This window comes from Bradyrhizobium sp. TM233 (assembly GCF_036247965.1).
Lineage (GTDB): Bacteria > Pseudomonadota > Alphaproteobacteria > Rhizobiales > Xanthobacteraceae > Bradyrhizobium > Bradyrhizobium ottawaense.
This window is the reverse complement of record NZ_BTIG01000007.1, coordinates 515,467-528,900: the sequence shown is the minus strand read 5'-3', so window position 1 is coordinate 528,900 and position 13,434 is coordinate 515,467. Positions and strand designations below refer to the sequence as shown.

The following is a 13,434-nucleotide window of genomic DNA, read 5'->3' as shown; positions in this document are numbered from 1 at the left end:
TGCGACATGTCTGATCCGGCCCTGCCGCGCCGTCCGACCCTCGATCTGCGGGCGTTCACGCCCGCGCGCGTTGCGCTCGGGCGCAGCGGCGCGAGCGTGCCGACCAAGGCGCTGCTCGATTTCACGCTCGATCATGCCCGCGCCCGCGATGCCGTGCATGCCGCCTTCGATGCGCCGCGTTTGCTCGCCGATCTCGGCGCGCTGGGACTTGCCGTCACCGAGGTGAGGAGCCATGCGGTCGACCGCAGGGACTATCTGCGGCGGCCGGATCTGGGACGGCGGCTCGACCCCGGCTCGGCCGAGGTTTTGGCGCGAGCGGCCTCGGCGCCGTGCCGGCTTGCGCTCGTGATCGGCGACGGCCTGTCCGCGGCGGCGGTCCACGCCCATGCGGTGGCCCTGGTGAGGCGCCTGCTGCCGCTGCTCGCGGAAGGGGACGACGTCGCGGTCGGCCATGTCGTCGTCGCCTCAGGCGCGCGCGTCGCGCTCGGCGACCAGATCGGCGCCATTCTCGGTGCGCGCATGGCCTTGATGCTGATCGGCGAGCGGCCGGGCCTGTCGGCGCCCGACAGCCTCGGCGCCTATCTGACCTTTGCGCCGAAGCCCGGCCGCACCGACGCCGAGCGAAATTGCGTGTCCAACATTCACGATGCTGGGTTGAGCTACGACGAGGCCGCCTTCAAGATCGCCTGGCTGGTCCGCGAAGGGCTGGCCCGGCAGGTCAGCGGCGTGGCGCTGAAGGATGAGAGCGCAGAGCGCGCGCCGCGTCGAATTGGCACGGCCTTGCCCGAATGACGGGCAACCCGGGCCCAGATCGCCACTTCTTGATCGATTTGGCCACACTTCGCCTGCTTGCGAAAAGACCGGTTCACCTGCTAAACCCCTCGCGGCGATTTTCCGCGCATTTTCAAAGGGCAAGCCTCCCATTGGTATGGCGTTTTCAAGCCGTTCGCGGGGCGCAACAAGCTCTCAGACTGAGCCGATTTAGGAACTGGATAAGGCATGCTCGAAAAGCACAGCGAGAATGAGGTTCATGTCGACAAGGTCGAGCAGGGACCTGCGTCCTCGATCGCCTTCGGGCTGGAGCGCATCGGGCTGATCGCCGTCCGGGCGCCGATCCTCTCCTGCATTATCCTGCTCGTCCTGATCGTCGGCGCCGTGTTCGGTATCCACCGGATCAAGATCGACGATTCGCTGTCGCAGCTGTTTCGCTCCGACAGTCGCGAATTCCATCAATACGAAGAGGTGACGAAGAAGTTCCCGGCCGAGGAATTCGACGTCCTCGTCGTGGTCGAGGGCAAGAACCTGCTGGCCCGGAACAATCTGGAGAAGCTGCGCGACTTCGTCACCGACCTGCAACTGGTTGAAGGCACGCGCGGGCTGGTCTCGCTGTTCTCGGCGCGCCAGGCGCCGGCGCCGGGCAAGCTGCCGGCGGCGCTATTCCCGCCCGAGCTGCCCGAGGGCGCCGACTACGACAAGTTCATCGAGACCGTCAAAAACAACGAGATCATCCGCGGCAAGCTGTTGTCGGAAGATGGCACGCTGGCGCTGATCGTCCTGTCGCTCGACCCGGAGGTGGTGGCGTCCAGCAAGCTGACCAAGACCGTGGGCGACATCCGCGCCCTGATGAAGGAGGATCTCAGCGACACCGGTCTCAACGTGCAGCTCTCCGGCGTACCGGTGATGCAGCTCGAGATCCGCAATGCCGTCGAGCGCGACGGGCTGACCTACAACATCCTCGGCATTCTCGCCGGCTGCATCATCGCCATCATCTTCTTCCGCAAGGTCTCGTTCATGGTCGCCGCGGCGTTCCCGCCGATGATCGCGATCCTCCTGGCGCTCGGCGCGCTCGGCTGGGCCAATTTCAATCTCAACATGTTCCTGAACGTGATGACGCCGCTCATCATGGTGATCAGCTTCTCGGACTCGATGCAGCTCACCTTCGCCGCGCGCGACCGGCTGATCGCGGGCCAGGACAAGTTCACCGCGTTCAAGAACGCGGTGCTGGTGGTGGGCCCGGCCTGCGTGCTGACGCACGGCACCGCCGGCATTTCCTTCATCGCGCTGCAGTTCTCCAACTCCGACCTGATCCGCAAGTTCGGCGAGGCGGGCCTTGCCGCCACGATCATCGCGCTGGTCGCGGTGCTGTCGCTGGTGCCGGTGTTCGGCGTGCTGCTCGTGCGCAACGAGAAGACGTTCGCGGTCAAGTTCCAGAGCGCGGATGCCGGCGTCCAGGCGCTGCGCAATTTCTGCTACTGGATCGCGGTGCGGATGGTGGGCCGGCCCGGCCTGTTCAGCCTGATCGCGGTGCTGTTCGTCGGCGGCCTCGGCGTCATCTACGCCAATCTGGAGCCGCGCTACCGGCTTGCCGACCAGGTGCCGGACAAGCGTCAGGCAGTCGCCGCCAGCAACCGGCTCGACGCCAAGCTCACCGGCGCCAACCCGGTCAACGTGCTGATCCAGTTCCCCAAGGGTGAATCGCTCTATTCGCCGGAGACGCTGCAGACCATCGCGGATGTGCATGCGACGGTGGAGAAGGCGGCCGGTGTCGGCAATGTCTGGTCGGTCGAAACCCTGCGCCGCTGGCTTGCGGAAAAGGCCGGCAGCGCCGACGTCGCGACGCTGAAGGAATATGTCAGCGTCATTCCCGAGCATCTGGTGCGGCGCTTCATCGACGCCGAGCAGGACGCGGTCGTGGTCGCCGGCCGCGTGCCGGACAAGGATTCCAGCCAGCTCCTGCCGATCGTCGACAAGCTCGATGCCGAGCTCGACGCCGTCCGCAAGAAGCATCCGGGCTACGAGGTCGCGGTGACCGGCCTTGCCGCGATCGCGGCGCGCAACTCGGCCAGCATGATCGAGAAGCTGAACCGCGGGCTCACCGTCGAATTCGCGCTGGTCGCGATCTTCATCGGCCTTGCCTTCCGCTCCTGGGTGGTGATGTTCGCCTGCATCCTGCCCGGCATCTTCCCGGTGGTGATGTCGGGAACGGTGCTGTGGGCGATGGGCGAGGGCCTGCAATTCGCCAGCGTCGTCGCGCTCACCGTCTCGTTCGGGCTCGGCCTCAGCGCCACCATCCACTTCCTCAACCGCCTCCGCCTCGAGAGCAAGCCGGGCGTCGGCTCCGCGCTCGCGGTGGAGCGGGCGACCGTGCTGGTCGGTCCGGCGCTGATCCTGACCACGGTGGTGCTGGCCTGCGGCCTCGTCGTCACCGTGTTCTCCGACCTGCCGTCGCTGCGGCTGTTCGGCTGGCTCAGTGCCTTCTCGATGGTGATGGCGCTCGTCGCCGACCTCTTCATCCTGCGGCCGACGGCGATGTGGCTGATCAACCTGCACGCCAAGCTGCAGGGGACCGACAAGCCGGCGATCTGAGCGGCGAGGCAGCTAAGGCTGCCCTGCCTCACGCCTCGATCCGGACGATCCCGTACGGATTGAACTTGAAGTCGTCCTCCGCGTAGTCCTGCTCGTGCGAGAGCGTGAGCTTGCGCTCGCGCAGCGTCGCCTCGATGCCGCGCTCGGCCATGGCGTTGGCGATCTCCTCCATCGCCATCACCGCGGACCATTCGTTGCCGCGCGATTTCGCGACGTAGACCTCCGGCAGGCCGACGAGGTGATAGCCGACGGTCTCGTAGTAGCTGTTACCGGCGAGCGGGCGCTTGGCGAAGGCAAGGCGGCAGGCCTTCGTGACGGCGGGGGTCATGCTCAGGCCCCGGCTGGTCAAGGCGCCCTTGCGCGCCTGATCCATGAGACCTCGCCACCGCGCGATGCCGTGAGCGACGCCGGCGCTCTCGCCCTTCGCCGCAACGGCGCCGGCGTCGAGCATCTCGTCCACGATCTGCAGGGCCGCGGCCGAATAAGCGGCCGTCTTCTGCTGATGCATCGGCGGGCTCCGCACGTAGAGGACCGCCTTGTGGTTGGCCACGGCGGCTTCGTCTGACGCAGACCACGCTTTCGGGAAGACACGGTCCCAGCACACGCCGAACGAACGCACCATATTCGCATCGGGTTTTGCCTGCGAATAGGTGCGGTCGATCTCGAAGCCGAAATCGGCGATGGTCTCGGCCACGGCCTTTGGCGGATGCAGCAGGCTGTCGTCCTTGCCGAGAAAGCAGAGCACGTGACGCGGCTTCACCGATGAAGGCTGCATGTTCTTTTCCTGCCGGTCGTTGGCGAAGGCGCGACTGGCGGCGAGGAGCCCGACGGCCTTGAGCAGATGTCTGCGAATTGGATCCATCTCAGCAGGTCCATGTCAGCAAAAAGCCCCCGGCTCGCGAGAACCGGGGGCGTGTTTCTTTCGAAGCGAGACGGGCCTCAGCCCTTCGTCATCGTGATGTTGACGCCGCGGATCTCGCCCTTTGAGCTGATCTGCACCGTCTGCTTGGTGCCGTTGGTGCGCAGCGACAGATTTGCGGCAAAGCCGTTGGCCTCGACGAACACGTCGATCTGGCCACCGCCGGCGGTGCCCTGGAGATTGCCGAAGATGTTGCGGCTGGACTCGCTCCAATTTCCGGAGATGCGCTCGCCCTGGCTCGTCACGTCGCTGGTGAGGTCGAACTTGTAGCTGTCGGAGGCGCAGTGCAGAGCCTGCTTCAAATTGAGGCCGCTGCCGGCGACCTTGTAGTCGGCCTTGCAGCGAATGCGCTCGGTGGAGCCGTCGGACAGCGACACCGTGCCGGTGCCGGTCCACGCGCCGTCGAAACCGGCAAACGGGCCGGACGACTGAGCGTGGCCTGCCGAAACCGAGAAGAGCAGTGCCGCCCCGATGCCGGCCGCTTTGATTGCCAGTCCAGATCGCCCAAAGAATTTCATCTCAAATATCCCGTTTTGGAACGACGCCCGCTTAAGCGTGATAACGTCTCGCCACATCGAAAGTTTAGTGCTCCGAGCCAGTGTCAGGTTCAAAGCCCGGCCGCCAGAGATGGCGGTTCACGACGCCTCTCGCCAGGCCTGGACCCGTCGATTTGCCCTGTTTCCGCATGTTTCTGGCGGGAAAGGCGGGGCGGACAGATGCAGCTCTGCAACAGGTATGCAGTAAAACGCAGTGCTTCCGAATTATGACGTAGTATCAATCTCTTACATCTGCCAATGAAGGCGCGGGGAAGACCTGATTTGGTGGGCGTGGCGCCAATTTGGCCGCATTTGCCAGTGCTTGTGCCTTCTCTGAGGCCGCACCTGTCGCGGCGACTTGCCATCAGAACAATCCGTTCCGGTATCCGCCCTGTGCAGTCCGGGTCCGGTGCGATTCTGCCGTCAGAATGAAGGAATACAATGCGTAAGCTTCTCGTCGCTCTCACCCTGCTGTCGGCATCCCTTTCGACGGCGGCCTTTGCCCAGGCAGGGCGCGGCACGGACGCCGAGCAGAAGGCCTGCACGCGCGACGTGCAGAAGTTCTGCCGCCCGGTCATCGACCAGGGCGATTTCACCATCCTGGCCTGCCTCAAGGAGAACCGGTCCAAGATCTCGCAGGCCTGCGACCAGGTTCTGAAGACCCACAACCAGTAAGCTCGGCCACTGGCCCACAAAAGGCGGCCTCCGGGCCGCCTTTTCGGGCCCGATCCACGAAAGGGCAGCCATCGAGAGACAGGATTGGTTTTGCGGTCGTATTCCCCTATATGGGGGCCGCGGCGGATCGCCGGCATGAGCCCGCGCGAGCGAAGAAGCCCTTCCTGTCCAAACGATTGTAAACCAGCCCTCGATGACCTCTGCGAGCGAATTGCGATCCGGTAAAGGTGACCGCGACGAGAATTTTCCCGTCGCGTCCTGGATCATTCATCCGCGTCATCGCGCCCTGATCCTGGCGTATTACAATTTCGTCCGCACCGCCGACGACATTGCCGATCACGCGACCCTGCCGCCCGATCAGAAGCTCGCTTATCTCGACCTGCTCGAGGCGGAACTGCTCGGCAAGGGCGACACCCAGGCCGAGGCCGTCACCTTGCGCCGTGCACTGGCCGAGCGCGGCATGGCGCCGCGCCACGCGCTCGACGTGCTCATCGCGTTCCGCATGGACGTGACCAAGCTGCGCTACGAGAACTGGGACGAGGTCATCCACTATTGCCGTTACTCGGCGATGCCGGTCGGCCGCTTCATGCTCGATGTCCACGGCGAGAGCACCTCGACCTGGGCCGCCTCGGATGCGCTCTGCGCAGCCTTGCAGATCAACAATCACCTGCAGGATTGCGGCAAGGATTTTCGCGAGCTCAACCGCGTCTATCTGCCGCGCGATGCGCTGGCAGCACACGGTGCTTCCGTCGAGCAGCTCGGGCTTTCGCAGTCGCCGCCGGCGATGCTGGCCTGCCTGCAGGCGCTCGCCGTTCGCAACCAAGCGCTGCTCGACGAGGGCAGGTCGCTGGCTGCGGAGATCCGGGATTTCCGCCTCGGCGTCGACGTCGCGGTGATCCAGGCCTATGCCGACCGCATCGTGCGCCTCTTGAAGGTGCGCGATCCCCTGCGGGAGCGGGTGCACCTGAACAAGTTCGAGCTGCTCGTCTTCAGCCTTGCCGGAATGATCGGCGAGGTCGGCCGCCGCGCAATTGGACGCAAGGCCATTTCCAGACCGGGGACTGCACATGACGCTTGAGGCGACCTCGCCCGGCGCCAATTATGGCTCGACCGCATCCGGCAGCTCCTTCTACGCCGCGATGCGCATCCTGCCGCATGACCAGCGCGAAGCGATGTTCCAGATCTACAGCTTCTGCCGCCAGGTCGACGACATTGCCGATTCCGACGGCCCGCGCGCGGAGCGTCTCGCCGCGCTTCAGGAATGGCGCAACGACATCGACGCGCTCTATCAGGGCAATCCGCCGCCGCGGCTGCAGGACTACGTTGGCTCGGTGAAGACCTTCGGCCTCAAGCGCGAGGATTTCCTCGCCATCGTCGACGGCATGGAGATGGACGTGCCGCAGGACATCCGCGCGCCCGACATGGCGACGCTGGATCTGTATTGCGACCGCGTCGCCAGCGCGGTGGGACGGCTGTCGGTGCGGGTGTTCGGCCTGCCCGAGGACGACGGCATCCAGCTCGCGCACCATCTCGGCCGCGCGCTCCAGCTCACCAACATCCTGCGCGACATCGACGAGGATGCCGGCCTCGGCCGGCTCTATCTGCCGCGCGAGGCGCTGCTGCATGCCGGCATCACCTCCGACGACCCGAACCGCGTGATCACCGAGCGCGCGCTGCCGAAGGTCTGCCTGCCGCTGGCGCAGCGCGCCAAGTCGCATTTCGAGAAGTCGGACGAGATCATGAACCGCAACAGGCGTCGCACGGTGCGCGCGCCGCGGATCATGTCGAAATACTATCATTCCATTCTGGATCTGCTGATTGCGCGCGGCTTCAACGCGCCGCGCCGGCCGGTGCGTGTGTCGAAGGTCACACGTATCCTGATCCTGCTTCGCTACGCTTTCATCTGATGCAAAAGACAGCTCATATCATCGGTGCCGGAATTTCCGGCCTCTCCGCCGCCGTGCGGCTCGCCAATGCCGGCTTCAAGGTCGCCGTGCACGAGGCGACGCAGCAGGCCGGCGGCCGTTGCCGTTCCTATTTCGACGGCGCCACCAATCTCACCATCGACAACGGCAATCATCTGCTGCTGTCGGGCAACAGCCATGCGCGCGCCTATGCGCGTTCGATCGGCAGCGAGGCCGGCCTCGTCGGCCCTGACAGCGCGCAGTTTCCCTTCGTCGACATCAAGACCGGGCAGCGCTGGCAGATCGATCTCGGCACCGGCCGGCTGCCGACCTGGGTGCTGGACGAAGGCCGCCGCGTGCCCGACACCGGCCTCACCGATTATCTGAAGCTGGCGCCGCTGATCTGGGCGTCGGAAGACACATTGGTCGGCAAATCCATTCCTTGCGAAGGCGTGCTCTATCAGCGTCTGGTGCAGCCGCTGCTGCTCGCGGCGCTCAACGTCGATCCGCCCGAGGGCTCGGCCGGGCTTGCCGGCGCTATCGTGCGCGAGACGCTGCTGGCCGGCGGACAGGCCTGCCGTCCCCTCATCGCGCGCGACGGCCTCAGCGCCGTTCTGATCGAGCCGGCCGTGAAGTTCCTGCAGGAGCGCGGCCACACCGTTCAGCTCGGCCACGAGCTGCGGTCCTTCACCAGCATTGACGGCAAGGCCAGTGCGCTGAATTTCGGCGGCGAGGATGTCGTTCAGATCGGGGAGGGCGACGTCGTCGTGATGGCGGTGCCGCCGCGTGCTGCTGCGAGCCTGCTGCCGGGCGTGAAGACGCCGACCGAATATCGCGCCATCGTGAATGCGCATTTCCGGATCACACCGCCGCCGGCTTCGGCGCCGATCCTCGGCGTGATCGGCGGCGTCGTGGAGTGGCTGTTCGCGTTCCCGAACCGGTTGTCCGTCACCATCAGCAACAGCGACCGTCTGGTCGACATGCCGCGTGAGGAACTCGCGCAGACGATCTGGAACGACGTCTGCAAGGCCGGCGGCGTTTCCGGCGAACTGCCCCCTTGGCAGATCGTGCGCGAGCGCCGTGCCACATTTGCGGCGACGCCGGCGCAGAATGCCCTGCGTCCGGGGCCGGTCACTGCGCTGAAAAACCTGTTCCTTGCCGGTGATTGGACTGCTACGGGATTGCCTGCAACCATCGAGGGATCGGTTCGATCCGGTGATCGCGCCGCCGATCTGATTCTCGCCGCAAAGCGGCCCTGACGGGCAGACCTCCCGGCCAATTTCAATCGACTATCGGAGCAATCGAGCGAGATGGATTCCGTGAAAGCGACCAGCCGCGAAGCCCCTCAATCGGGCATCTTGCAATCGGGCATCCTGGAATCGAGCATTGCATCGGCGACGCAGGGCGTCATCGGCTTCCAGCAGGCGGACGGCCATTGGGTGTTCGAGCTCGAGGCCGACTGCACGATTCCGGCCGAATACGTCCTGTTGCGCCATTATCTCGCCGAGCCGGTCGACACCGTGCTCGAAGCCAAGATCGCCAATTACCTGCGCCGCATCCAGGGCGCCCATGGCGGCTGGCCGCTGGTGCATGACGGCGAGTTCGACATGAGCGCCAGCGTGAAGGCTTACTTCGCGCTGAAGATGATCGGCGATAGCGTCGATGCCCCCCACATGGTGCGTGCGCGCGAGGCGATTCATGCGCGCGGCGGCGCGATCAACAGCAACGTCTTCACGCGCTTCCTGCTTGCGATGTACGGCGTGGTGACCTGGCGCGCGGTGCCGGTGCTGCCGATCGAGATCGTGCTGCTGCCGTTCTGGTCGCCGTTCCACCTCAACAAGATCTCGTACTGGGCGCGCACCACCATGGTGCCGTTGATGGTGCTCGCAGCGCTCAAGCCGCGCGCGAAGAACCCCAAGGGCGTCGGCATCGACGAGCTGTTCCTGCAGGATCCGCGCTCGATCGGCATGACCGCGAAGGCGCCGCACCAGAGCATGGCCTGGTTTCTGCTGTTTCGCTCGCTCGACGCGATTCTGCGCGCGATCGAGCCGATGTTCCCGAAGGCCTTGCGCAAGCGCGCGATCGACGCGGCGCTCGCCTTCACCGAGGAGCGGCTGAACGGCGAGGACGGCATGGGCGCGATCTACCCGCCCATGGCCAACATCGTCATGATGTACGACGCGCTCGGCAAGGATGAGAATTTCCCGCCGCGCGCGATCACGCGCCGGGGCATCGACAAGCTGCTGGTGATCCACGACGACGAGGCCTATTGCCAGCCCTGCGTCTCGCCGGTGTGGGACACGACGCTGACGGCGCATGCGCTGCTGGAAGCCGGCGGCGACAAGGCGGTGCCGGCGGCCAAGCAGGGCCTCGACTGGCTGATCCCGAAGCAGGAGCTCGAGGTGAAGGGCGACTGGGCGGCGAAGCGGCCCGACGTGCGTCCGGGCGGCTGGGCCTTTCAGTACAACAATGCTCATTACCCCGATCTCGACGACACCGCCGTGGTGGTGATGTCGATGGACCGCATGCGCCGGGAGCACGGTGCGACCGGCTACGACGTCGCGATCGACCGGGGACGGGAGTGGATCGAGGGGATGCAGAGCGACGATGGCGGCTGGGCCGCCTTCGACGTGAACAATCTCGAATACTATTTGAACAACATCCCGTTCTCGGACCATGGCGCGCTGCTCGACCCGCCGACCGAGGACGTCACGGCGCGCTGCATCTCGATGCTGGCTCAGCTCGGCGAGACCGAGAAGACGAGCAAGCACGTGGCTGATGGGGTCGCCTATCTCAGGAAGACCCAGCACCCCGAGGGCTCCTGGTACGGCCGCTGGGGCATGAATTTCATCTATGGAACCTGGTCGGTGCTCTGCGCCCTCAACATGGCCGGCGTCGCCCACAAGGACCCCATGATTCGCAAAGCTGCCGCCTGGCTGGCCTCGATCCAGAACAAGGACGGCGGCTGGGGCGAGGACGCGGTCAGCTACCGGCTGGACTACAAGGGATGGGAAGCCGCCCCCTCGACCGCCTCGCAAACGGCATGGGCCTTGCTTGCCCTGATGGCGGCAGGCGAGGTTGATCACCCGGCCGTCGCCCGCGGGGTGGAGTACCTGATTGCAACACAGAACAAAAAAGGACTGTGGGACGAGCAGCGGTACACCGCCACAGGCTTTCCGCGTGTATTCTATCTGCGGTATCATGGTTACCCGAAGTTCTTCCCGCTGTGGGCGCTGGCGCGGTATCGGAACTTGCGGAACACCAACAGCAGGGTGGTAGGGGTCGGAATGTGACTTTGGGGACGGGGGACTATCTTACCGCGGGCAATGCCATTGATCCGCGGCCGATCTTGATCGTGACTGGATTGGTGCAGGAGGCCCGCATCGCGGCCGGCCCCGGCATGGCCGTCATCTGCTCATCCAGCAGCCCGACCCAGTTGCGGGCGCTCCTGACCGTGGTGGATCCCAAGACGATTCGCGGCGTGATCTCGTTCGGCGTGGCCGGCGGTCTCGACCCGAGCCTGCGCTCCGGCGACGTCGTGCTGGCGACCGAGGTGCTCGACGGCGATAGCCGCTGGGCCGCCGGCCTCTCGCTCGGCGACGATCTGATCGACCGCCTGACCTCGGGCCGCCGCCGCGTGGTGCGCGGCAGCCTCGCCGGTGCCGAGGAAGTGGTCACCAAGCGCGCCTGCAAGGCGGCGCTGCATTCGGAGACCGGCGCCTCTGCCGTCGACATGGAAAGCCACATCGCCGCCGCCTACGCCACTGAAGCCGGGCTGCCCTTTGCCGCGGTCCGCGTCATCAGCGACCCCGCCCACCGCGCCCTGCCGGCACTCGCCCGCGCCGCCATCAAGCCGAACGGCCAGATCGACCTCGCCGCCGTGCTGCGCGGCATCGTGCGCAATCCCGCAACCCTGCATGCGCTGGTCTCGACCGGCATCGACTTCAACCGCGCGCTGCGCTCCTTGCGCGGCTGCCGCGACTATCTGATCGGCACCGAGCTGATCGAGAGCGAGGCGCTGGTGTCCAAGGCGGCGTGAGTGGCGTCGTCGAGTTGAGAATAAGGAAAAGGCCCGGTCAGGTGACCGGGCCTTTTCTTTTTTTGAACCACGTGATCGTCGTCACAGGCGGAGGATCTACTCGATGCGGCCTCCGCACGCGACCTGACAGCTTGAACGTGGGCCCGTCTGCGATTATCTTACATCTGTCTTACATCGGAAAGGTCGGGCAATGGCCGCCACGGACAAGCTCACGACGATCGTTTCCACCAAAGGCCAGGTCATTCTGCCCAGCTCCATCCGCCGACGGCGGGAGTGGAAGGCGGGAACGCGGCTCACCGTCGAGGAGACTTCGGAGGGCATCCTGCTGAAGCCGGCGCCGGCCTTTGAGGCGACGCGACCGGAAGAGGTGTTTGGGGTCCTGGCTTACCGAGGCAAGCCGAAAACGCTCGAAGAGATGGACGCAAGCGTGCTGGCCGAAGCCAGGCGGCGGCATGATCGCGATTGATACCAACCTGATCGTTCGTTACCTGACCAGGGATCACGCCACCCAATCCCCACGTGCCCGCACCTTGATCGATGGCGAGAACGTCTTCGCCGCCGTCACGGTGCTCCTCGAAGTCGAGTGGGTGCTGCGAAGCGCGTACGGCTATCGGACTGCGGACATCGTGCACGCGCTTCGTGCCTTCGCGGGGTTGCCGACCGTCACGATCGAGGACGGCGCGACGGTTGCGGCGGCGCTCGACCTTGCCGAGAGGGGAATGGATTTCGCCGATGCCCTGCATCTGACGAGATCCGGCCATTGCGAGGCTTTCGTCACCTTCGATCGCAAGCTCGTCAAGGCGGCGAAAGCGGCGGGGCATGCAGGGGTGCGTGAAGCACTGTAGTCGCGGCCATCGTCCGACTGATCGCTCGAATTACGGTGACAGTGCTGGACTGTCACCGTAATTTTATCCTCGCCGATGCGATGCTAGAGATTTCGGCGAAGGAAGTCCCCAATTTCAACCTTGATCCGTCGATGGATTGCCGCCCGGTCGATGCCCGGAGCATCCTTGCACACAGCGGGCGCGTCCGCTTCCAGCGCCGGAGGGCATGGACCGAAAAATATGAAATGGCCGCCTGGTACGGTCTCTAGCCGTGGCGGATGGGGCAAGGCCTCCGCAAGAGCGAGGATGTTGCCGTCAGCGTGGAGAGCGCTGCTTTCCGCGCGATAGAGCAGGGTCGGCATGTCGAGCGACATCAATCCGGTCCGATCGAACAAGGAGCCCCATGGCTCAAGCAGGACGAGCGCTTTCACCGCGAGCGTATCCGGTGATCTCCTGCCGACCGCGTTGGCCAAAGAGCCGTCGGTTGGGATGCCGTCGCAGGCCATCGGATCGTTCGTGCGGTTTCGGCAGTAGACCGCCAAGTGAGCCAGGCTGGGAGCTGCGCCCGCGATAATCAGCGTGACGGCACCGCCGTAAGAAAATCCCGTCATGCCAAGGCGGTTAGGATCGGCATGCGCTGCGAAGCGTGGATCGGCCAATACGGCATCGAGCGCCCTATGGATCTGGCGGGGGCGGTCTTCGAGAGCTTCGCGAGGGAGCTTGGATCCTGGGTGAAAAGGCGCCACCACGATAAAACCTTCGCGCGCCAACGACGTCAGAAGATCGGCATAGGGGAGCGGAGTGCCTCCCGTTTTGATCGTTCCTCCTCCGCCATGCGAGAAAAGAACAATCGGAAAACGTGCCCCGGGCGCGATGGGCGCGTCACGGCCAGCGGCAACAATGTAGGGGCCATCCTGAAAGGATAGTTCGGCCACGTCGGTCGGATACGCTACCAATGCGTCAAACGGGATAGCGTCCTGCACCGTGATGCGCGTGACGCTTGCCTTGAATGGCTGAGCATCTGCTTCCGCGGATATGCCCGCCACCAGCAGTGCGAGCACGAGAAATGAGGCGCGCAAGGGCCAAGACTCCAAAATTGAAACCTGCTGCAATCTTAGATGGTAGGATGGGTAAAGCGAAGCGAAACCCATCGATTGGCTGCAGCAAACGG

Annotated in this window: 13 protein-coding genes; 10 read left to right on the top strand and 3 right to left on the bottom strand. The window is 65.0% G+C overall.

Annotated features, from left to right (window positions below; genetic code table 11):
• Positions 1-6: 6 nt before the first annotated feature.
• Positions 7-792: an ethanolamine ammonia-lyase subunit EutC gene (gene eutC / locus AABA86_RS17085; protein WP_338307613.1), complete on the top strand. Its 786-nt coding sequence runs from the start codon at positions 7-9 to the stop codon at positions 790-792.
• Between the two features lie 207 nt (positions 793-999).
• Complete coding sequence (locus tag AABA86_RS17080; RefSeq protein WP_338307612.1) at positions 1,000-3,366, top strand: efflux RND transporter permease subunit; 2,367 nt, start codon at positions 1,000-1,002, stop codon at positions 3,364-3,366.
• A 28-nt stretch (positions 3,367-3,394) separates the two neighbouring features.
• Here AABA86_RS17080 and AABA86_RS17075 read toward each other — a convergent pair whose 3' ends face one another.
• Positions 3,395-4,228, bottom strand: a complete 834-nt coding sequence (locus AABA86_RS17075) for a hypothetical protein (protein WP_338307611.1) — start codon at positions 4,226-4,228, stop codon at positions 3,395-3,397.
• A gap of 77 nt (positions 4,229-4,305) precedes the next feature.
• Positions 4,306-4,803 carry a hypothetical protein gene (locus AABA86_RS17070; protein WP_028143220.1) on the bottom strand — a complete coding sequence of 166 codons (498 nt, stop codon included), beginning with the start codon at positions 4,801-4,803 and terminating at the stop codon, positions 4,306-4,308.
• A gap of 459 nt (positions 4,804-5,262) precedes the next feature.
• Here AABA86_RS17070 and AABA86_RS17065 point away from each other — a divergent pair, with 459 nt between their 5' ends.
• The 8 genes from AABA86_RS17065 (at position 5,263) to AABA86_RS17030 (ending at position 12,284) form a co-directional block, all read left to right on the top strand.
• Positions 5,263-5,496: a hypothetical protein gene (locus AABA86_RS17065; RefSeq protein WP_212251345.1), complete on the top strand. Its 234-nt coding sequence runs from the start codon at positions 5,263-5,265 to the stop codon at positions 5,494-5,496.
• A 193-nt stretch (positions 5,497-5,689) separates the two neighbouring features.
• Entirely contained in the window at positions 5,690-6,574 is an 885-nt protein-coding gene (gene hpnC, locus AABA86_RS17060; RefSeq protein ID WP_338307610.1) for a squalene synthase HpnC, read from the top strand.
• Positions 6,564-7,403, top strand: a complete 840-nt coding sequence (gene hpnD, locus AABA86_RS17055; RefSeq protein WP_338307609.1) for a presqualene diphosphate synthase HpnD — start codon at positions 6,564-6,566, stop codon at positions 7,401-7,403. The genes hpnC and hpnD overlap by 11 nt, the downstream gene beginning before the upstream one ends.
• A complete protein-coding gene (hpnE, locus tag AABA86_RS17050) occupies positions 7,403-8,659 on the top strand; it encodes a hydroxysqualene dehydroxylase HpnE (protein WP_338307608.1) in 1,257 nt (418 codons plus the stop codon). Before hpnD ends, hpnE begins: the two co-directional genes overlap by 1 nt.
• Before the next feature lie 51 nt (positions 8,660-8,710).
• Positions 8,711-10,693, top strand: a complete 1,983-nt coding sequence (gene shc, locus AABA86_RS17045) for a squalene--hopene cyclase (protein ID WP_338307607.1) — start codon at positions 8,711-8,713, stop codon at positions 10,691-10,693.
• Positions 10,690-11,439 carry a phosphorylase gene (locus AABA86_RS17040; RefSeq protein ID WP_338307606.1) on the top strand — a complete coding sequence of 250 codons (750 nt, stop codon included), beginning with the start codon at positions 10,690-10,692 and terminating at the stop codon, positions 11,437-11,439. The genes shc and AABA86_RS17040 overlap by 4 nt, the downstream gene beginning before the upstream one ends.
• Before the next feature lie 190 nt (positions 11,440-11,629).
• The gene (locus AABA86_RS17035) at positions 11,630-11,905 is read left to right on the top strand and encodes an AbrB/MazE/SpoVT family DNA-binding domain-containing protein (RefSeq protein WP_212251352.1); all 276 of its coding nucleotides are present in this window, start codon (positions 11,630-11,632) and stop codon (positions 11,903-11,905) included.
• Complete coding sequence (locus AABA86_RS17030) at positions 11,892-12,284, top strand: type II toxin-antitoxin system VapC family toxin (protein WP_338307605.1); 393 nt, start codon at positions 11,892-11,894, stop codon at positions 12,282-12,284. The genes AABA86_RS17035 and AABA86_RS17030 overlap by 14 nt, the downstream gene beginning before the upstream one ends.
• 83 nt (positions 12,285-12,367) lie before the next feature.
• Here the strand turns inward: AABA86_RS17030 and AABA86_RS17025 are convergent, their stop codons facing one another.
• Positions 12,368-13,342 (bottom strand): alpha/beta hydrolase family protein, encoded by a 975-nt coding sequence (locus AABA86_RS17025; RefSeq protein WP_338307604.1) that lies wholly within the window; start codon positions 13,340-13,342, stop codon positions 12,368-12,370.
• Positions 13,343-13,434 lie beyond the last annotated feature (92 nt).